Annotated in this window: 18 protein-coding genes and 1 riboswitch; of the genes, 9 read left to right on the top strand and 9 right to left on the bottom strand. The window is 44.0% G+C overall.

Going from position 1 to position 21334, the window contains the following annotated elements; translation table 11 throughout:
* Positions 1-234: 234 nt before the first annotated feature.
* Entirely contained in the window at positions 235-756 is a 522-nt protein-coding gene (locus tag FHS10_RS22110; protein WP_259095027.1) for a DUF2911 domain-containing protein, read from the bottom strand.
* 304 nt (positions 757-1060) lie between these two features.
* On the opposite strand from FHS10_RS22110, the gene FHS10_RS22105 reads away from it, so the two are divergent.
* Entirely contained in the window at positions 1061-2080 is a 1020-nt protein-coding gene (locus FHS10_RS22105; protein ID WP_259095025.1) for a sensor histidine kinase, read from the top strand.
* Positions 2077-2787, top strand: a complete 711-nt coding sequence (locus FHS10_RS22100; RefSeq protein WP_259095023.1) for a LytR/AlgR family response regulator transcription factor — start codon at positions 2077-2079, stop codon at positions 2785-2787. Before FHS10_RS22105 ends, FHS10_RS22100 begins: the two co-directional genes overlap by 4 nt.
* Before the next feature lie 184 nt (positions 2788-2971).
* On the opposite strand, the gene FHS10_RS22095 is transcribed toward FHS10_RS22100, so the two are convergent.
* Genes FHS10_RS22095 through FHS10_RS22080 form a run of 4 tightly spaced genes read right to left on the bottom strand, consistent with a single transcriptional unit; the run spans position 2972 to position 6241 of the window.
* Complete coding sequence (locus FHS10_RS22095; RefSeq protein WP_259095020.1) at positions 2972-3973, bottom strand: NADP-dependent oxidoreductase; 1002 nt, start codon at positions 3971-3973, stop codon at positions 2972-2974.
* A gap of 21 nt (positions 3974-3994) precedes the next feature.
* Positions 3995-4762 (bottom strand): SDR family oxidoreductase, encoded by a 768-nt coding sequence (locus FHS10_RS22090; protein ID WP_259095018.1) that lies wholly within the window; start codon positions 4760-4762, stop codon positions 3995-3997.
* 26 nt (positions 4763-4788) lie between these two features.
* Positions 4789-5604, bottom strand: a complete 816-nt coding sequence (locus tag FHS10_RS22085; protein ID WP_259095009.1) for an SDR family NAD(P)-dependent oxidoreductase — start codon at positions 5602-5604, stop codon at positions 4789-4791.
* Between the two features lie 46 nt (positions 5605-5650).
* Complete coding sequence (locus FHS10_RS22080) at positions 5651-6241, bottom strand: TetR/AcrR family transcriptional regulator (RefSeq protein ID WP_259095004.1); 591 nt, start codon at positions 6239-6241, stop codon at positions 5651-5653.
* Positions 6242-6651: 410 nt separating this feature from the next.
* On the opposite strand from FHS10_RS22080, the gene FHS10_RS22075 reads away from it, so the two are divergent.
* Positions 6652-7320 (top strand): potassium channel family protein, encoded by a 669-nt coding sequence (locus FHS10_RS22075; RefSeq protein WP_259095001.1) that lies wholly within the window; start codon positions 6652-6654, stop codon positions 7318-7320.
* A 35-nt stretch (positions 7321-7355) separates the two neighbouring features.
* On the opposite strand, the gene FHS10_RS22070 is transcribed toward FHS10_RS22075, so the two are convergent.
* A complete protein-coding gene (locus FHS10_RS22070) occupies positions 7356-7817 on the bottom strand; it encodes an Lrp/AsnC family transcriptional regulator (protein WP_259095000.1) in 462 nt (153 codons plus the stop codon).
* A gap of 185 nt (positions 7818-8002) precedes the next feature.
* A riboswitch (cobalamin riboswitch) is annotated at positions 8003-8202 on the top strand.
* A gap of 160 nt (positions 8203-8362) precedes the next feature.
* Here FHS10_RS22070 and metE point away from each other — a divergent pair.
* Together metE and FHS10_RS22060 are read left to right on the top strand one after the other, a co-directional pair.
* Entirely contained in the window at positions 8363-10669 is a 2307-nt protein-coding gene (gene metE / locus FHS10_RS22065) for a 5-methyltetrahydropteroyltriglutamate--homocysteine S-methyltransferase (RefSeq protein ID WP_259094991.1), read from the top strand.
* Between the two features lie 294 nt (positions 10670-10963).
* On the top strand, positions 10964-11380 hold the full coding sequence (locus tag FHS10_RS22060) for a 6-pyruvoyl trahydropterin synthase family protein (protein ID WP_259095051.1): 417 nt from the start codon (positions 10964-10966) through the stop codon (positions 11378-11380).
* Between the two features lie 81 nt (positions 11381-11461).
* On the opposite strand, the gene FHS10_RS22055 is transcribed toward FHS10_RS22060, so the two are convergent.
* Entirely contained in the window at positions 11462-12127 is a 666-nt protein-coding gene (locus tag FHS10_RS22055) for a peptidylprolyl isomerase (protein WP_259094979.1), read from the bottom strand.
* 147 nt (positions 12128-12274) lie between these two features.
* Here FHS10_RS22055 and FHS10_RS22050 point away from each other — a divergent pair, with 147 nt between their 5' ends.
* Together FHS10_RS22050 and FHS10_RS22045 are read left to right on the top strand one after the other, a co-directional pair.
* Positions 12275-16681 carry an MBG domain-containing protein gene (locus tag FHS10_RS22050; RefSeq protein ID WP_259094977.1) on the top strand — a complete coding sequence of 1469 codons (4407 nt, stop codon included), beginning with the start codon at positions 12275-12277 and terminating at the stop codon, positions 16679-16681.
* Between the two features lie 71 nt (positions 16682-16752).
* On the top strand, positions 16753-18189 hold the full coding sequence (locus FHS10_RS22045) for a DUF3863 domain-containing protein (RefSeq protein WP_259094961.1): 1437 nt from the start codon (positions 16753-16755) through the stop codon (positions 18187-18189).
* A 23-nt stretch (positions 18190-18212) separates the two neighbouring features.
* Here the strand turns inward: FHS10_RS22045 and FHS10_RS22040 are convergent, their stop codons facing one another.
* Entirely contained in the window at positions 18213-18539 is a 327-nt protein-coding gene (locus tag FHS10_RS22040; RefSeq protein ID WP_259094959.1) for a hypothetical protein, read from the bottom strand.
* A 356-nt stretch (positions 18540-18895) separates the two neighbouring features.
* Here FHS10_RS22040 and FHS10_RS22035 point away from each other — a divergent pair, with 356 nt between their 5' ends.
* Entirely contained in the window at positions 18896-20098 is a 1203-nt protein-coding gene (locus tag FHS10_RS22035) for a glycosyltransferase WbsX family protein (RefSeq protein WP_259094957.1), read from the top strand.
* A 72-nt stretch (positions 20099-20170) separates the two neighbouring features.
* Here FHS10_RS22035 and FHS10_RS22030 read toward each other — a convergent pair whose 3' ends face one another.
* Positions 20171-20551: a CPBP family intramembrane glutamic endopeptidase gene (locus tag FHS10_RS22030; RefSeq protein WP_259094954.1), complete on the bottom strand. Its 381-nt coding sequence runs from the start codon at positions 20549-20551 to the stop codon at positions 20171-20173.
* 28 nt (positions 20552-20579) lie between these two features.
* On the opposite strand from FHS10_RS22030, the gene FHS10_RS22025 reads away from it, so the two are divergent.
* The gene (locus FHS10_RS22025) at positions 20580-20774 is read left to right on the top strand and encodes a hypothetical protein (RefSeq protein WP_259094952.1); all 195 of its coding nucleotides are present in this window, start codon (positions 20580-20582) and stop codon (positions 20772-20774) included.
* Positions 20775-21334 lie beyond the last annotated feature (560 nt).

The raw sequence follows: 21334 nt of genomic DNA, 5'->3' as shown, positions 1-21334 counted from the left end.
TGTTGGGTGAGTTATTAGGGAAATCGCTTTTAAATTTCAAACACAAAAGGAGGCACCTACGGAGCCTTGTTTTAAGAACTAATTTGGACTATAAACACGCGACTCCGCTGGAGTCTGTATAATGCAGTTTAAAACTCCGTTAGGAGTATCGTGTTTATAGGTTTAAAATCATCTGTCTTTTTGACTCCGTAGGTGTCTCCTTTTTAAAAGCGATTTCCCTGGCGAGTTATGATTTTACTGTACGGGGATGAAAACAGAAAGCTTATCCCAGTCTAATGAAAACCCTTTGGGCGTAATTTTATAGATCAAAACTTCCTGCGGGTTATTTAAGGACGCGGTAGTTACATTTACACGAAGCTGATCCTGGGTTTCGTCATACTTAAAGGCGCCCCATTGTTTGGGTACTTTATTAAAAACAGCAACCCACTGCGTGTTTTCTTTGGGCATCAGGAAAAATCCATATTTGCCTGCGGGTAATAATTCATCGCCAATTTTAAGGTCTTTGTCTGTTTCAAATGTTGTAGCCTCGTTGGCACCGGCACGCCAAACCTTATCATAGGGTACCAACCCACCCCAGATTATTCTTCCTTTTACAGATGGGCGGCTATAATGAATAGCGATTGTAGCATCACCAAACCTGCCGGTTACAGAATCGGGCAGACTTACTCTTGGCTTTGGAGTTTGGGTTTGTGAATAAGCTGATGCAGATAAGATCACAGCGGCTAAAAGCAGGAACACATTTTTAATTTTTTTCATGACTTTGATTTTTTGTTAATCAAAGCTGCCTTTTACATTTTGCCTCTGATAATCTTTTCGACACTGTTGCTCCTATTTCCAACCGGGGTGCCTGTTTATTCGACAAGCTGCCTTTTGGAGCACTTGTGGGGATTTTGGGGGGATTGGCAGAGTATAATCACCTAACCATCTAAAACAATGGACAATGAGGGGAAATGCTTCGTACTTTTGATGATGAACGGTTTACAAACCGGGATTGATAATAGTTGATAATAAGTTATACATTGTACAGGGCCTGCCTGTTATTTAAGAAAAGTAATTTCTGATGCAAATATGGAAGTATAAACTAAGCATAATTCAGCTTCAGGTTCTTACCTGGGTAGCCGTAGCGCTGTTGATCTTTTTCTCGTGGTTACCGATGGATAACTTCGTCAAATCTGCGATATACACCGTTGTGAACACCACTTCCTATGCCATCATAATATATGGTAATATCCTGGTCCTGTACCCCTTGTTTTATGAAAAGAAAAAGTTTGCCTGGTATGCTATTTTGGTGGTGGTTTTCCTGGTATTCGCCGGGGTTTTGCGTGGGTATGCATCTATCGAGCTTTACAAGTATTTTCTATTAATAAAAACCCCTTCTATAAACCTATTGATGCTGTTGGGTTATGTTCCTGGAGGGGTATTGATTTATGTGCTTAGCCTGGTTTTCCGTATCGCCATCGCCTATTTTACGTTAAAACAGCAAACCGAAGAAATTATGCTGCAAAAAAGCCAGGCCGAGTTGAATCTACTTAAATCGCAGGTGCAGCCGCATTTTCTGTTCAATACCCTGAATAATATTTATTACAAAGTATATAAAGTTGATCCTTTGTCGGCCGGTTTAATAGAACGCCTTTCCGACATCATGCGATATTTTGTTGATGAAAGCCCCAAGGATGCCGTGCCATTAGCCACCGAAGTAGCATTTATTGAAAACTATATGGCGCTCGAAAAAATCCGGATCAGGCATGGCGCGTCAATTGACTTTGAAAAAGAATACGACCCGGAACTCCGCCTTCCCCCAATGCTGCTCATGACCTTCATTGAAAACATTTTTAAACATGGCATTGATAAGTCGCGGAAGCAAAACCTGGTAACCATTTCACTGGTACAGAAGGATGGCTACCTGCTTTTTAAGACCACCAATCATAAAATTGCCTCGCCGACAATCAGGCAAACCGATGGCTTTGGAATAGCTAATTTAACCCAAAGGCTCAAGATGCTCTACGGTTCGAGGTTTGAACTGAAAATTGACCAGGATAAAGAATTGTATACCGCCTTTTTAAAAATCCCGCTTTTATGAATTTAAACTGCATAATTATTGACGATGAGCCGGATGCTGTTGACCTGTTGGAATTACTGATCAGGCAAAGTACGACCTGGACCTTAAAAGCCAAATGTTATGACGCGTTAGAGGCTTTATCCTTTTTAAAAACCAACCGGGTCGATTTTATTTTCCTGGATATCAACATGCCCCGGTTAACCGGGATGGAACTGGCTGCCCTGTTGCCCGCCCATACTAAAATTATTTTTACCACGGCATATTCTGAATATGCTTTTGAAAGCTACGGTTTTCAAACCATTGATTACCTGCTAAAGCCTATCACATTAAAACGCTTTTTGGCGGCTGTACAAAAAATAGAAAAATATTTTCTGAAGCCGGAACAGGGACAAACACCACACACCGACCACGGCCAGGAATGTTTTTTTGTTAAATCGGGCAAAGTAATACGGAAGATAATATTGAAAGATATTTTGTATTTCGAAGGCGAAAAAGATTATGTAAGCCTGGTAACAGGCGATGAAAAACTGCTAATTTATCGCCGGTTAAAAGATATAGAAGCACAACTGGCACTTCCTTTTATCCGGGTGCATAACTCTTATATCATCAATTACGAACAGCTTAATAAAATTGAAGAGAACCATATTTACATAGGGGATAAACGCATCCCCGTTAGCGAGAAATTCAGGGACGGATTTATGGAGATTATCAACAAAAAGAAATTTTGATGGACGATGTATTCGGTGCCGGAAAATTGGCATTGAGGGGTAGCTTTTGATACTATCTACGTAAGCCGGCGTTGAACAAAAACACACGGATAGCTTGAGTCCTCTGAGTGTTGCTTAATTATTGCTTAACATGCGGGGCACTCGCAGCACGCCTTTCCCAGCTTAGAGCAGCAGCCTGAACCATTTACTTCACTTTAACCACTACTTTTCCTTTAGCGCGGCCGCTTTCAACATAGGTGATCGCTTCTTTGATCTCTTCGAATGGGAAAACTTTGTCTATAACCGGTATGATGGTGCCGGCATTTATAAGAGCGGTTATTTCCTTTAACTGGGTTCCATTGGCCTTCATAAATAGAAATGAAAAGCCCACGTTAAGCCGTTTTGCTTTTTTTCTCACTCCGAAGCTCAATAAACGCACTATTAATTTCACGAACCAAGGGGCTCCGATCTCATTCGCGAAATCAGTATCAGGCGGGCCAGAGATCGAGATAAGTTTTCCACCGGGTTTTAATACGCGTAGCGACTTTTCAAGCGTCTTCCCGTCCTGGCTATTCAAAACCAGGTCGTAACCGTGCAGTACTTTCTCAAAGTCATATTTCTTGTAGTCGATAACAACATCTGCGCCGAGGCTTTTCACCAACTCCGTGTTGGCTAAGCTGGTAGTTGTGGCTACAGTAGCCCCCAGGTGTTTGGCCAGCTGGATGGCAAATGTGCCTACACCACCAGAGCCAGCCTGGATGAAAACTTTTTGGCCTTTCTTTAAGTTTCCTCTTTCAATCAGCGCTTGCCAGGCGGTTAGGCCCACCAGGGGAATGGATGCCGCCTCCTCCATGCTCAGTTTTTTCGGTTTGAGCGCTACATCAGCTTCCTTGATTGTGATGAATTCCGCAAACGTTCCAATCCGGTGGTCTGCGGGTCTTGAATAAACCTCGTCTCCAACTTTAAATTGGCGCACCCCGGGGCCAACTTTGGTTACAACACCGGCCACGTCATGGCCCAAAACAAAAGGTGTTTTATAAGGCAAAATGAGTTTGAACTCCCCGTTCCTGATTTTGGAATCCAGCAGGTTGATCGCAGTGGCATGTACTTCTATCAATACTTCATCCTGTTGTGGTACAGGAACGGGTATTTGCCCAATGCGCCCGCCATCCTTGCTTTTATACTTGTTTATAATGAATGCTTTCATTTTTCTATGGTTATAATGGTTTTAGGAGGCTATTGCTTTGTAACTTTTCTTCGGATTAACCAGATTAAAAGCCACTTTTGGAAAAAGCCGGTTGACGATGTACAATGCTTTTGTATCTCCTACACGAATGGTAAACTGATCCTTCTTGAGACCTGCGATAAGCGCTTTTACCAAACCTTCTGTAGTCATTTTTTTGCCGTCTCTATCAGTCGTCATTTCTGTAGCCACCACAGGGGGCAAAAGTTCAAATACCTTCAGATTACTGTTTAAAATTTGCAGGTGCTTTCTCAATGCTTCTGTATAAAACCGCAATGCTACTTTAGAAGCTGAGTAAGTGGCTTCCAGTAATGACGGAACATAACTGAGTATGGAAGTTGTGTTGATGATCGCGCTTTCTTTTCTTGATTTCAGCATATCAATGAAAAGGTTGTTAAGGCGGATCACCCCCAGGTAATTGACGTTCATTTCGTACGCCGCGTCCTCAAAATGCTGATCGTTTGCTGTTCCAAGGTTGATTGGGTCAGTTAACACCCCTGCGTTATTATATAAAATATCTATACCGCCCAGTTGCTGTACATGGTTGAAAAGTTTTTGCGCATCACCGGCATCTGATACATCACTTTTAATGGTCGTAATTGCCGGATACAGCTTCTTTGCTTCATCTAATTTTTCCTGGTTTCTGCCGGTGATGATCACGCTGGCGCCATTGGCTAAAAATTGTTTTGCTGCTTCCAGCCCGATACCTGATGCACCACCTGTGATCAATACCGTTTTTCCTTTTAATTGCATGATTATATATAATTCTTTTGTTATTTCTATTTGGAAGCATTAATCGTTTTCAGAATGGATTTCTCGAAAAACTTATAGGCAAAATGTTGAAGCAGGAGTACGATTGATGACCCTTTTCCTACAGGGTAACCAAACGTTGGATTTTTTTCCTTCACTGCCCGCAATAAAGTATCGATAACCGGCGTGGGTTCGGGTGCCTTATCAAATGTCTCTTTGGTATACGCGAGGACCTTTTGGCGGAACTGATCATAGTCTGAGATATTATTTCCTGTTGCAACAGTTCCGCTTTCGCCGATACTGGTTTTAAAACTCATCGGCTCAACCATAACCACCTTGATGTTAAACTGGTTCAATTCAAACCGAAGTGCCTTAAAATAGCCTTCGAGGGCATGTTTGGAAGCCGAATAGTAGGCAGTATTTGGAAGACTCACTAAACCCAGCAGGGAACCAAGCGTAATTATTTTTCCGTGCTTTTGCTTCCTGAAGTAGGGCAGCAACTCGTTGGTTAATTTGATCGTTCCCCAAAAGTTGGTCTCAAACTGCTGCTTGCCTAACGCAATAGGGGTTTCCTCGGCAAGTCCGTTTACTAAGAAGCCTGCATTGTTGATCAGCACATCTAAAGTTTTGATCTGGCTGAACAGTTGCTTGCCAAAAGATGCTATGGAATGGTCATCATTCAGATCCAATGGCAGTAGCTTAAATGATAATTTTGCCTGGTGTTTTTCCGGATCCCGGCTTGTGCCGATTACCTGGTAGCCATTTTCGTGGAGTTTGCTGGCCACAAGCAGCCCGATGCCCGATGAGGCACCTGTGACTAATACCGTTTTTCCTTTTAATTGCATGATTTTTTTACTTTAGACTTTTTAGTATATTTTGTATCAAAAAAAGTTATATTGCATAACTTTCTAATTCCGCTTTCAGGCCCCTGAGCAAACCGGCCATCGGTTTTGCAGTATTCATCGACCTGCACATAACAACGGCTCCTTCAACCGCAGCCACCGCTTTGAACGCATAAACGGCCGGATCAAGTTTGTTAGAAAATTCACCGCCGGCAATGCCCTGATTTAAAATACTAACAAACAATTCCTGCCCATGTCGAATGATTCCCGCTATCTTTTCTTTAATGGCTGGAAAGTTATCATCAGATTCCACAGCAATATTAAATACAGGGCATCCGCCTTTAAGATAGGTGTTCAAAGGATCTTTGTAAAAATCGAGGAAGGCGAATACTTTAGCTTTCGCCGTTTTACCCTTGCTGATGGTTAACAGCATTTTTTCGCCGTTGTTATTCAGCATGAAATCAACAACCTGTAAGGCGAGGTCTTCCTTGCCTTCAAAATGACCGTAAAGGCATCCTTTAGTCAATTTTGTGGCAGCAAGCACGTCGTCTATATTAGCACCGGATATTCCTTTCTGATTAAAGATAGGGGCTGCTGTTTCCAGGATGAATTGCTTTGTTCTTTCTGCTTTAGTAAGCATGGTTATTTAAATTTTCGAAACAAAAATATACTAAAAAGTTTATTTCTTAAAATTTCAAACGATCTCACAACTCTTTATGGCCTGAAGATGACAATTATGATGAACATTGGGTAGCAATAATCTTGTTTAGGCAAAACGCTAACGGCTATCCCCTTTAGCACAGGTATTGTGTAGCTTACCGGGAGTTAATGGCTTATGTAATTTAAATACATAGCATAATACAACTGTTGGGTGTTTGCCAGCGGGCGGCCCACCTGGCCGATTAAAGCATTTGCCAGAAGCTGAATTTAAAAAAGCTACATCGGTAGTATAAACCCATTGGTCTGCATAATTATGGGTTTGGCCGATTAGTTGGTAATATTTAATTAGGGTAGTATAGTTTTGAGGCAATAGTTAATACCCTATAACGCATGGAATACCATCCGCTGTTAAAAACACTGGAAAAATTAATAGCCCGTAAAAAATATGAATTGCTGCTGGTAAGCTTTTTAATTCTCATTTTTGGCAACACTTTCATCACCATACATACCGCCGGTGTTTTTGATATCTATCAGAACTTTTTTACCGGGCTCATTGTGTTCTTCTATAAAAAATGGCTTCGCTTTTTTATATTATTGGTTATTACATTTAATGCGGGCTTAGATGTTTTTGCCAAAGAACTGTTTTACCTTGATTTAAGAAGCTGGCACGGTATAGTATATATTATTTTTTTTGTGGTGATTTCTAAAGAGGTTTATAAAGAGGTACTGTACGCTAAAACGGTAAGCCGGGAATTGCTTGCTGCTTCGCTTTGCGGGTTTGTGCTGTTATGTTTGATGGGCACTTTTATATTTTACCAAATTGAGATTAAGCTTCCGCATTCGTTTACCAATGCGGGGCAAAAAAATGAAATTCTCAACAACCTCAATTATTTTAGCTTTACTACCATACTTACTATCGGTTATGGCGATATAGTCCCGCTATCGCTTGTTGCCAGGAGGGCTGTAATGTTTGTAGGGCTTTTTGGGCATTTTTATACGGTTTTTGTTACCAGTATTATTATAGGAAAATACTTGTCGGCAAGTAACGCAAAGGGCTAAATAGCTGGTGAGTTCAACTTCCTTATTTTACAGTACTACAAATTAATATTGTAGGAGTTTTTGTTCTCGCACATTACAAAGGTACTGTGCGCGCTGCCAATGCTTTTTACAGATCCCAGTTTGTTGAACACAAAATCCTGGTAGTGTTTCATATCCCGGGTGTAAACCTTGAGCAGAAAATCGAAATCGCCGGAGATATTGTAGCACTCAACCACTTCTTTTAGCCGCATAATGTCGGTTACAAACTCATGGCCTATGCTTTTATCGTGCTGCTTTAGCTTAATGTTGCAAAAAACAATTAAACCGTAGTTGAGCTTTTCGGCATCAATGAGTGCTATGTATTTTTTGATGTAGCCATTGGCTTTCAGCTTTTTTACCCTTTCAAAAACCGGCGTGGGCGATAAGTTTACTTTGGCTGCCAGCTCCTTAATGGTTACCTCGGAGTCCTCGCCCAATAACTTTAATAAGTGCAGATCGGTGTCGTCCGGTTGTTCCATAGAATAATTTTCTTTTATACCGTTGATTGCGTTGTGCGAAGGGTTTAATAATCTTTTATATAATCAAATGTAGATTATTAATCCTAATTAATGGGTTAATGATAGTGATTAAATCTTTCTTAATAGATTTGACAGGAATTTAGTCCTGTAATGGGGCTTTGTTATAACCAATAGTTCTTTTCTTTACTTTATCTACCGAAACAGGTTTTTCCCGTCGGCCGGCGGGGAGATTAAAAGGGAACCGTGTGCAAATCATGGGCTGTCGCGCAACTGTAAATAACAAAAAGGGTTTTAGCCGGTAATGTCCACTGACCGCCAATCGGCGGTTGGGAAGGATGGCTAAAATGTTATAAGCCAGGATATCTGCCCGTTTCGGAAGGACAATGCTTTCGCGAAATAAAGCAAACGGTCTTACCTGGTGTCTTTTTTACCGGCCGGCAATCTGCCAGCCCCGGATGTCATTGTATGCCCTGTTTTTCGCGACGCGTTGTAAAGTTTGTAAAAAGCGCTTTTAATCTGTTTTTATAACTAAATCAATTAAAAAAATGCTGACGCAAAACCTGGGCTATCCGCGAATTGGTAGCCAACGACAACTAAAAAAAGCCTGCGAACAATATTGGGCAGGTAAAACCGATTTGCGGGAACTGAAAGAGGTTGCCCGCAAGATTAAGGAAGAAAATTGGCAAACCCAACTGGATGCCGGCATCGATCTTATCCCCTGTAATGATTTTAGCTTTTACGACCAGGTGCTTGACACCAGCCTGATGCTGGGTGTTATCCCGCAGCGTTACTCACCCATATTATCGGAGGTGAAAACCAATAGCGAGATCGACCTTTATTTTGCCATGGCCCGCGGTTATCAAAAAGATGGGTTGGATATTACCGCCATGGAAATGACCAAATGGTTGGATACCAACTACCACTATATAGTACCTGAATTTACCGCCAACCAGGAGTTTCGTATTTTTCATGAAAATGTTTTTGGCGAATACAACAGCGCCAAACAACAGCTTGGGAACAAAGCTAAACCCGTATTGGTTGGGCCGGTGAGTTACCTGTTGCTGGGTAAAGAAAAGGAAGCCGGTTTTGACCGCGTAGACCTGATCAAAAAACTGGTGCCGGTTTATGTAGAGATCATTAACCGCCTGAAACAGCTTGGTGCCGAATGGGTACAGCTTGATGAGCCTTGCCTGGCGCTTGATCTATCTAAAAAAGAAAAAGAAGCCTTTGATTTTGCTTATCGCAGCATTGCCAACAGGGTAAGCGGTGTTAAGCTATTGGTGGCTACCTATTTTGAAGCTTTATTGGATAATACGCAATTGGCGGTTAACCTGCCGGTTACCGCACTGCATATTGACCTGGTGCGTGCGCCCGAACAACTGGACGAAGTGCTGGCCCTGGTTCCGGAACGCCTGCAGCTTTCACTGGGCGTGGTTGATGGCCGTAACGTTTGGAAAAACGATTACCAAAAATCATTGGGTCTGATTAACAAAGCAATTGAAAAGTTAGGTGCTGATAGGGTGATCATCGCGCCGTCATGCTCGCTGCTGCATAGCCCGATAGACCTGGACCTGGAAACGGCTATCGACCCGGAAATAAAAAACTGGATGGCCTTTGCCAGGCAAAAACTGGTTGAAATAAGCGAGATTAGGCAGATAGCCGATGGCAACAGCGATTTGCTGGAAGTCAACAAAAAAGCGATTGAAAGCAGGCGATTATCACAAAAAGTACACAAACAGGTGGTGAAAGATAGGGTTGCGGCGATTACCGAGGCAGATGCTACCCGTACAAGCGTTTTCCCGGTTCGCCAGCAAATACAGCGCGAGCGCTTTAACCTGCCCTCCTTCCCTACTACTACCATTGGCTCATTCCCGCAAACAGATGATATCCGCCAGTTGCGCGCTAAATTCAAAAAAGGCGACCTGGCACTTGAAGCATATGAAATGCAAATTGAACAGGCTACCATTGATGCCATCCGCTGGCAGGAGGAGATTGGGTTGGATGTACTGGTACATGGCGAATTTGAGCGCAACGATATGGTGGAATATTTTGGCGAACAATTGGATGGGTTCCTTTTCAGCAAAAACGGCTGGGTACAAAGCTATGGCAGCCGCTGTGTAAAACCACCGGTTATTTATGGCGATGTAAGCCGACCCAAAGATATGACCGTACGTTGGAGCACATTTGCCGCCGCGCAAACCAACAGGCCGATGAAAGGAATGCTAACCGGCCCGGTAACTATTTTGCAATGGTCTTTTGTGCGCGATGATCAGTCGCGTGATGTAACCACCAACCAGATAGCCCTTGCCATTCATGACGAAGTTTTAGCATTGGAGGCAGCGGGCATAGGCATTGTACAAATTGACGAGGCTGCTATTCGTGAAGGTTTGCCCTTGCGTAAATCAAAACGCGCGCATTACCTCAATTGGGCGGTTAACGCGTTTAGGATCACCGCCAGCGGCGTTGAGGACCGTACGCAGATCCACACGCATATGTGCTACAGCGAGTTTAATGATATCATTGAGCACATTGCCGCAATGGATGCCGATGTGATCACTATTGAAACATCGCGGTCGCAAATGGAATTGCTGCAGGCCTTTGCTCATTTCGAATATCCAAACGAGATTGGCCCCGGCGTATATGATATCCATTCGCCACGGGTGCCCACTACCCAGGAGATGGCCTCCCTTTTGGCCAAAGCGGCCGACTTACTGCCGGCACGCCACCTATGGGTAAACCCCGATTGCGGACTAAAAACCCGCAAATGGCCCGAAACGAAAGCCGCGCTGGAGAACATGGTAGCCGCCGCCAAACAGGCCCGGGAACAGATTAGTATTGAAAGTGTAATTTAATAACGGGAACGGCGGGCAATGCCCGCTTTTCTTTTTAAACAGGCTACTGTGTGTACATGCCTCTTTTATCAAAGAAAAATGTCATTTCGAACGAGCATGGGTAGGTAAAAGCGGGGTTGCGAGGAGAAATCTTATACGCCCTGCATGGTCGAATGTTCGCTTTTACAAGATTTCTCCTCACCCTAGGCGCACAATCCACCATCGGTTCGCTCGAAATGACAACGTTTTTGTTTAGTGATACGATTTTAAAAGATGTGTAGACACAGTAGCTTTTAAACAGGAAGGCAACCAATGATAGTACACGTTACCCGCAGGGAACATTTTAATGCCGCGCACCGGATGTACCGGGAAGAGTGGAGCGCGGAGCAAAACCAGGCTGTATTTGGCAAATGTGCCAACCCCAACTGGCATGGCCACAACTACAACCTGTTTGTAACGGTTAAGGGCGAAGTGAGTTATGCAACCGGTTACCTTATAGACTTGAAATTGCTTAAAAAGATCATACACGAGCATGTAATTGAAAAGCTTGATCATCAGAACCTGAACCTTGATGTTGATTTTATGCAAGGCAAAATGGCAACTACCGAGTTGCTGTGCATTGGCATATTTAACCAATTAAAGGCACCAATAGAAAACAACGAAGGCGTTTTTCTGCACTCGGTTAGGTTACACGAAACAGAAAATAATTCGGCAGAGTATTTTGGAGGCTGATAGAATTTGGCGCTTGCTGATGACAAATAGAAGGGGCAAAACATTCGTTTTGTGTAAATCATTACATTAACCCCGAGAGCTTTACTTTAAAATCTTGTCGGCTTGTTTATCCGTCAGCAGGGTCAGCTTCATCCACACCGCCTTATCAGGATTACCTGCTTTATCAACCTTTACAGCGGTGATCCGGTCAATCAGCTCAATCCCTTTAACAATCTCACCAAATACGGTATAATGCTGATCGAGGAAAGGCGTGCCGCCAATGGTACGGTACACGTTGCGCTGCTCATCGGTAAAATGAGTTTTATATTTTATTTCTATCGCGTCTAATTGTTCGTTGGTATAGGTTTTACCATCTACAATGTAAAATTGGGTGGTAAAGGATGATTGGGCTGCATTGCCATCGCGGCCCATGGCCACCGCGCCCCGGCGGTGATATAATCCGGCGGCAAATTCGGGAGCTATCCAATACATTTCTGGTTTTAACACATGTCCCTTTTCATATAGGGAATCTTGATCACCGCCCTGTATCACAAAGTTTTTGAGGATGCGGTTAAAAGTAGTGGCATCGAAGTAATGACTTTTAACCAGCTTGATAAAGTTATCGCGGTGTACCGGCGTTTGGTTATACAATTTTACCACGCACCAGCCCTGTGGCGTTTCTATTTTAACATATTGGTTTTTTTGCTGTGCGAATGTGTTTGCCAATAAGCAAAACATGAGGGCGGCGACGAGTAGTGATTTTTTCAAAGTGGAAAAGATTAAAATAACGTAAGCAGCTAAGAATACTAATTTATATAAAAATGAATAACCAATTCAACTGAATAAAATATATTTGAGGTTAATTAATATTATATCTAAACCGTTGAATACATTAGTGGATACAGCACCGTGCGAATGAAGAAATGTTTACTTTTTATAGCCATTACGGCATTTCTTTCCTGTTTATTAACCCGGGCTGGTGCGCAAACCAATCAGCATATTAAAAGCGGAGACCCTACCACTGCCGTTAATTTCCCGGCAGGCGGCTGTGTTTACACCTGGACTAATAACACTCCCGGTATTGGCCTGGCAGCCAGCGGTTCGGGCAATATTCCGTCGTTTACAGGTATCGATCCTGGTACTACGCCAATTACGGCTACCATCACTGCGTCGCCGGTATCCTCGGGGTTTGGGTATATCGCTAATTTAAGTTCAAATACGGTTTCTGTTATCAGTACGGCTACCAACGCTTTATTAACAACCATTCCGGTAGGTATAGCGCCTATTGCTGTAGTGGTTAGTCCCGATGGTAGCCGGGCTTACGTGGTAAATAATGGATCGGCCAGTGTTTCTATCATTAATACGGCAACTAACGAGGTAATATCTACCATAGGCGTGGCTGCTTCGCCCAACGGCGTAGCGATAAGCCCCAATGGCAGAAAAGTATATGTAGTAAGTCAGGATGAAATATCGGTGATAGATGTTATAGCCAATGCTGTATCTACAACATTCCCTGATGGTAGTCATCCCACCGGGATATCGGTAAGTGTTGATGGTACGCTCATTTATGTTACAAATGGCACGGCCAACACAATCTCTGTAATGGAGCCTATAACCGGTACGTTGGTAAAAACTATTACAGTTGGCACCAATCCCTTAACTTCGGCGGTAAGCCCCGATGGTAAATTTGTTTATGTTACTAACCAGTCGTCGGCCGGGGTATCAGTAGTTAGTACTACCAATAACCAGGTGACAACAACCATTCCGCTTAGCGGCACCCCGGCGGGGATTGTTTTTAGCCCCGATGGCACCAGGGTTTACGTAACAGACCCTACCGGCGGACAGGTTTTTGTGATTAATACCGCTATTAACGCGGTAACAACCAGCATATCCATCCCTACAAACCCTCAGGGTATTTCCATCAATCAGGATGGCAGCCGGCTATATGTTACCGATAGGGGAAATGCGGTTTCGGTAATCAATACGGCCAATAACGCTGTAATTGGCACAATCACTGTTGGGCAGTACCCGGTTTCGATAGGGAATTTTATAACACCTAACCTGGTTTGCAACGGGCAGCCTGTAAGCTTCAGTATTACTGTTGATCCTATTCCCATTGTTATTACAGATGTGGTTAGCGGCCATATTGCAACCTGTAAAGGTACGCCATCGCCCGTTGCGAATATCGCGCAATTCCCGGTATCGGGCAGCGGCGTATCTGCCGATATTACTGTAACAGCGCCTACAGATTTTGAGGTGTCTGTAGTTCCCGGCAGTGGCTACAGCAATACTGTTGCGCTAAAACAAACCGGCGGGGTAGTAAATAACACGGTGATTTACGTGCGGGCATCTGCACAGGCTGCAGCGGGAAATATAGCAGGCAATGTTATAATTAGCACCGCAGGGGTGCCAGACCGAAATATAGCAGTAACCGGTGTTGTAAACAACGCGCTTATGGTGAATACGGTGGCCAGCCAATCATTAGCCAATGGCGAAATAACCAAAGCAATAAAATTTACGGGTAACGGCAGCACCTTTAGCTGGGTAAACAACACGCCTGGCATTGGACTTGCGGCAACGGGAACAGGTGATATCGCCGCATTTAAGGCCATAAATACCACTGGTAGTCCTATTACGGCCACTATTACGGTTACGCCATTGCAGCCACCGCTTGCCTATATCACTAATTATTGGGCCAGTAGTGTTTCTGTTGTTAATACGGTAACTAATAAAATTATAAGCACTATACCAACAACCTTACGCAGCGATCCTTTTTACGTTGCGATAAGCGCGGATGGGAGCCGGCTTTACGTTAGCGAGGCAGACCAGGATGCTTTGGTAATAAATACAGCAACTAACACGGTAATAACAAGCTTTTACATTGGGGGGCAGGGTTTAGTTTTAAGCCCCGATGGCAGCAAGCTATATTCTGCCCAAACTTTGGGGGATAGGATTGGGGTATATAATACAGCTACAAATACGCTCATCAATACCATTAATATGTCCACCGCATGGGGAGCAGAAGGGTTGGCCATCAGCCCGGATGGAAGCCGTTTATATGTTACCAGTCAGCAAACTGGCTATGTTTCTGTATTTAATGCCACAACGGGGGCGCCCATCACCACCATTAAGGTTGGATTGCGCCCATGGAATATAGCCATTAGTCCGGATGGTAGCCGGGTGTATGTAACAAATATCAACTCAAACAGCGTATCGGTAATAAACACAGTTACAAACGCGGTTATCGCTACAATACCCGTTGGGGCTAACCCGGAGGGAGTTACCGTAAGCCCCGATGGTAGCCGGGTTTATGTTGCCGTTGCCGGGGCCAATTCCGTTGCGGTAATTGACGCGGCAAGCAATGCCGTAATAGCCACCGTTGGCGTGGGGTTAAACCCCTTTGGAATAAGTGTAACCCCGGATGGTAAGTTTGTTTATGTAGTTAATCAAGTGTCAAGCGATGTTACGGTTATCAGCACGGCTACCAATACCGTTTCAACTACTATACAGGCCGGGATAGGGAATTACCCAACATCACTTGGTAATTTTATTTCAAATGGAAGTAACATTTGCTCAACGCCTGTAACTTTTACCATAACGGTTAACCCTACCGCAAACATTACAGCTACCGTGCCCCTGCAAGCACTTAACACCACTTATGGTACGCCATCGGCATCAACCAGCTTTACGGTTTCGGGTACCAATTTATCGGCAGGTATTTTAGTTACCCCACCCGCCGGGTTTGAATTAAGTACCGATAATATAACGTTTACCAGTACTGTTACGGTAGGCGCGGCGGGTAGCCTGAACGCGGCACCGGTTTATATCCGGCTAAAATCAACCACCAATGCAGGCGGTTATGCCGGTAATATTGTACTAAGCAGTGCTGGCGCGCCTGCCACAAACGTGCAAATGCCCAACAGTATGGTAACCCCTGCGCCATTAACCATTCTGGCTAATAATGCCAGTAAAGTTTACGGAATGGTATTAAATAGCAACATAACATCTGCGGCATTCACCGTTTTGGGCAATGGTTTAAAAAATGGCAATACCATTACCACAGTTAACCTGTTTTTTGATGGCGGCACCCAGGCAACAGATCATGTAGGTATATATGAAACCATTATGCCTACAGTACCCACAGGGGCAAATGGCTTTTTGCCCGGTAACTATACCATAACCTATATTCCGGGCGCTTTGAGTATTACCCCAGCGCCGTTAACCATTACCGCTACAGATGTAAGTAAGCCCTATGGTACAGCGCTTACCGGGCTTACCGCATCTGTAGCGTTTACATCAAACGGGTTACAAAACCAGGAAAATATTGGCAGTGTTGCGGTAGCTTACGGCACTGGCTCGGGCGTTAACGATGCTTTAGGGTTTTACCCGGGTACCATAACCCCATCGTTGGCCGGCGGCGGAACATTTGATCCGGGCAATTATTTGATCACTTACAAAACAGGCAGCATCACGGTAACCCCGCCAACAGGTATTATCGTATCTGGTACATTGAACGCCCTGAATACCATTTATGGCACACCGTCTGTATCTACAAGTTTTAACGTTTCGGGTACCGGCTTATCTGGCGGTATTTTGATAACGCCGCCACCTGGTTTTGAAGTAGGCACCAACAATTCTACCTTCGGCACAAGCGTTATTATAGGGCAGGCCGGCGATGTTGCCGCCACTACGGTTTACATCAGGTTGGCTGCCACAACGCCGGTTGGCACTTATAGCGGTAATATTTCATTAACCAGTGGCACGGCAAACGCCAATGAAGCTATGCCTGCCAGTACAGTAATAGCCACTCCTTTAACCATCATCGCCAACAATAAAACCAAGGTTGCGGGGACTGCCAACCCAACCTTAACGGTAACATATGCAGGCTTTGTAAACAACGAGAGCGTGGCGCAGTTAGTAATTAAACCCATAGTAAGTACTACGGCAAATACATTGTCGGCAGCGGGGCTGTATCCAATAATGGCAAGTGGAGCTGCATCACCAAATTATATTATCAGTTATGTTGATGGTGTATTAACCATAAACCCTTTACCTCCATCGGTTAATATTCCCAACGCATTTACGCCAAATGGCGATGGCACCAATGATGTGTGGGCTATTGCGTCATTAGCCTACTATCCAAATAACACGGTAAGTATATATAACCGCTATGGTCAGCAACTTTACCATTCGGCGGGGTACGCAAAACCCTGGGACGGTACTTACAACGGTACCAGGGTTCCTGAAGCGGTTTATTATTACATTATACAGCTGGATAAAAACCAGCCTGCACTATCGGGGCATGTAACTGTTATACGGTAACAAATATGATGTAAACAGCCTTGCGGGAGTAACCGGGCCGATGTTTACATTTGAATCAACAATTTCAAAAAATGAAACGACGGGCTTTTTGTAAAAACGCTTTATTGGGCGGTGCCGCGGTACTGGCTAATCCCCTAACCGGCAAGGCCGATGCGCTGAATATTTTTGGCGGCAATCAACTAACCCCTTTAATGGGCAACCGGTTTGTTACTTTTTGTATTATGATCCGTACTTCGCCATGGGAGGTATCGCGGGATGTGAAGCTGATTAACCGCGACGAAGCTTTTGCACATACCTTGGAGGTAGCGCAGCGCTTAAGGGAAACCTTTGCCAAAAACGCGCCCGGTGGCCGGCTAACCTGGGGTTTTACGCTGAATGCACTGGAAGATAAACGCCAGAATTATGTGGATATCCGCAAGTATGTAGCCGATTGCCAGCTTAAATATGGCGATGAGGTTTCTTATTTCCCCGGTTATTTCCCGGCCATGTACCTGCCCAGGAAAAGGATAAACCAGGAAATGACCGAAGCCCTGCAGCGTATTACCGCCATGGTTGGCAATGGTTATCGCCCCAAAGGTATTATGGGGGGCTTTTTATCTGCCGATAACCTGGCTTACCTGGCCGAAAAGGAAGATATCCATGTGGCGCATGCCGTGATCTGGAGCCAGCATGAAACCGATGGCGGCGGGGCGGATGGCTCGCCCTCCTACCCTTTTTATCCATCCAAACAACATTTTTGCAAACCCGCGCAAGGCAAAAGCGATTTTATTGATTGCGTAAACCTGGATGGCTGGAGTGTGGATTTTTTATGCGCCCTGCAAAGCGGTAACGTATGGGGTACTACCCCATTTAATGGTGCAGCAAGCCGTCGCGGCGTGGGGCCGATAGAAACTTATGGCGATTGGGGACTGGATATTGGTCACCACTCCGTAATGCACACCCAATCTATCCATTTTGATAAAGGTTTTGAGTTGAATGGTTTTGGCTGGATCCCCAATATATGGGAAGCGGCATTAGTAAAGATAGCCGAACGCAAGAACTGGGACGATACCCTGGCCTACCGCGCATTGGATAAATGGATAGGCGCTACCGTACAACGCTGGCCCGATGTAAAATTTGTAACCTTTGGCGAGTACGGCGAGATTTGGCGCGGGCATTACCGTGATAACAGTCAATGGAATTACCGCTTTGAAGAAAAGGGCCTGGGCATTGGCAATTCATGGGGTAATGAAGAGATCAAATGGTATATGAACAAGGAGTTTCGCCTGGCTACGCTCAGGAACTGGCACCGTAACACGCCCGAAATGGTAGTTGATTTTACCCGGTATGACCTCCCGGCTCAGGAACCTGCCGATCCATCGCCACAAAAACCGGTGAAAGACTGGAGCCTCATGAACCGCATTAATCAAAAAGGCTTACGCCCGCAGGATGCGCCCATTTTATTGAGCCAATTGGGGAACGATGAAAGGGATATGATTGCTAAATATTATCCGGGGTTGATTAAGTAGGGGGATTGCCCCTTTCGGTTGGACTATTCTTTTGGATGCAGCGGCTTATTTATGCCCGGATGGTCTTTATTGTACTCAACTTCAACACTATCTCCAATTTTCAGTGTAGTATCATGAGCATTTCCGATATATTTTTGACCCTTAATTACGAATTGATATGAGTAAGAGAACTTTGGGTTGACCGGTTGATTGCCCATAAAGTTTTTTTCATCAATGATTATTGCCTTAATATGTTGAGGGGTATCGCCGAGAAAATGTTCTGTAAATGAGTTTTTAGCTATCTTATAAACAAGGCATCCTATTATTGCTATTCCTAAGGTTATCCAAAAAGCATTTTGTATTCTTTTCATTCTGTTTTTGCAATCAAAAAAAACGTGTTCGGCGCTTTAAAGTTAAGCTTTTGTTATAATTCGGCCTGTAAATATTAACGAAAAGCGAGATAATCAAAAGGTAATAAAATAAATGTCGCTTGTTATCCTAAATTAACCGCATTAGCGATAGTAGCGGATACCGGCCCCGCGCATAAGGCCCGTGGCGTATGAGCGGATAGCGCGGCCCAAAGGGAATGCTCTGATTATATTAACGGCTTAGTTTATTAATCCAAAAGGTAGTTGAATAACGTGCAATTAGCGCCATTTTTTACATGATGGTATAGGACAGTTGATTGCGTAAATAAAGTAGGTTTGAAAGTTAAACCGCTCCCGCCATGATACCTAAAAACAAGTTAAAATTAGCGCTGGCTATTGTTGCCATATTTTGTACAAACGTTGTTATAGGCCAGGTAAAAAAAACGCAGCCCAAACAGCATTATGATGTGGCCGCTTTTTTGTACCCCGCTTATGCCACCGGCGATCCACGCCTTCGGCCGTTTTGGCCGCAGGGTATTGGCGAGTGGGAAACGGTTACTAATATGCAACAAAGGTTTCCGGGTCATTACTGGAACAGGCAACCCGCCTGGGGAACGGTTAATGAGGCCGATCCATCCGTAATGTCGATGGAGATAAACCAGGCCACTAAACACGGCGTAAACGTGTTTATTTTTGACTGGTACTGGTACGATGGCCGCCCGTTTATGGAAACCACTTTAGATAGCGGATTTTTAAAGGCTGATAATGTTAACCAGATGAAGTTTTACCTGATGTGGGCCAACCACGACGTGGTAAATACCTGGGATACCCGCCTGAACAAATACCACGAAGATAATGTGATCTGGACAGGCAAGGTAAGCCGGGCCGAGTTTGAAAAGATCTGTAAACGCAACATCGAAAAATACTTTAAGCTTCCCCAATACTATAAAATTGATGGCAAACCGGTATTTATGATCTACGATCTGCCGCAGCTTATTACCGGGCTTGGCGGTGTGGAACAGGCTGCCGACGCGCTCACCTGGTTTAAAAACGAAACGAAGAAGGCAGGTTTTCCCGGGTTGGAATTGCAATTAACCATGTGGTCTATCAACGTAAATTACAGCGGTTTTGACGGCGGCAAGACAAAAAATCCCGAAAATGCTTTTGTGAAAAAGCTGGGCTTTACCAGCGCAACCCATTACCAGTTTGCCCATTTTGTAAATGTTGATGACGATTATATGCATATCCTTGATGGTGTTAAAAAAGAATGGGCCAGGATAGATACTACTTTTGAGCTTACCTATTACCCGCACATCAGCGTAGGCTGGGATAACAGCCCCCGCACCGGGCAAAGCGCCGTGGTGAAAAACAATACGCCTGCCAACTTTGAAAAAGCGTTACGCATGGCCAAAGGCTTTGCCGATGCCCACCCCAAACAAGCCCCTCTTATCACCATTAACAGCTGGAACGAGTGGACAGAAACCAGTTACCTGGAACCGGATAACGTGTTTGGGTATGGATATTTGGATGCTGTTAAAAAGGTTTTTGTTGATGGGGAATAGGTTGATTAGTCGCTACCGCAAGGTTCTGCCTTGTGGTCAATTAGAAAGGCAAACGCTATGCCGACCTCGTTTCTATTGATTTACCCTGACAGGAGCGGTCTTTCTATCAATTATAAAGCATCCACCCACAAATACAATTGCGGCCAAAACGCATAGCACAATGTAATAGGGCATTCCCAACAGGTTTAAAAGATCCTGCTTGTTTTTTGGTAAAAACACAAATAGCATCACGAGGCCATTATTGGTAGCATGAATGATCATTCCCGGTATCACCGATTTTGTTTTATAAAATATCCAGCCCAAAAACAAGCCTGAAAAAAAGGCGGGTAATGCCTGCCATGGATTAAGGTGGATGAGCGCGAAGAAAAGGGCCGAGATCAGGATGGCTTTATACGGAGGATAGTTTTTTAACAGGCCACCTAAAACAATTCCACGACAAAGGAGCTCTTCCATAATGGGAGCGGCAATAACCACACTGATAATGGAAAAAACATCCTTAGTAAAAATGTCTTCAAAAAACTTTTGTACCGAAGGCGGCATAGGTAATATGTCTGAAATGCGTTCTATCCCAACTACTAATCCCAATGTGGTGATGATGATTACCGGGAAAAGCCAACCAGAGATTTTATTAAAACTAAGGCTGAAAGAGTTGCCCTCCTGTTTTTTGCTTTTTTAATGGCATATCTTATGGTGAATAACAAACTAAAAATGTATCCCAACAAATTAACAAAGGGTTTTAGCAATGGCGGCCTCCACTCTAATCCCTTCGCTATAGACAGTAAAACAAGTAATACTATTGATCCGAGGATAGAATAAAAAAGCAGCACAAAAAACAACCTGATTATGGATTTGCCATCAGGATAGGCGGGCTTTAGAATTTCGCGGTCAAAAGATTCATTGATGAGCAGGCTTTCAGGTTCGGGTTGATTCATACACAAATATTATAAACAATATTAATATAATGGTTATGACTTAGCTTAATATTGGTGACAGGGCCTGATTAACGGTGGTGACACTATTTTGTCAGTAATTGCGCGAATTTGAGCTAAATTATGCCGGTTTTACGCTAAATGCCTGATACGCAGATATTAAAGTGTTCCATCGTGTTGGTTTTTAAATAATCTTAATGTCCTGGTTATCAGCGATGAAGGCGTTCGGGGTGTTCCAGGCGTTCCACACGTTCCGATGGAACACCCGCTGAAAAAACTCGGCCTAATACCTGGTATTTTCGCCCGC

This window comes from Mucilaginibacter dorajii (assembly GCF_024808255.1).
GTDB lineage: Bacteria > Bacteroidota > Bacteroidia > Sphingobacteriales > Sphingobacteriaceae > Mucilaginibacter > Mucilaginibacter dorajii.
Note: the sequence above shows the minus strand (reverse complement) of the source record. Positions and strands in the feature narration are given on the sequence as shown.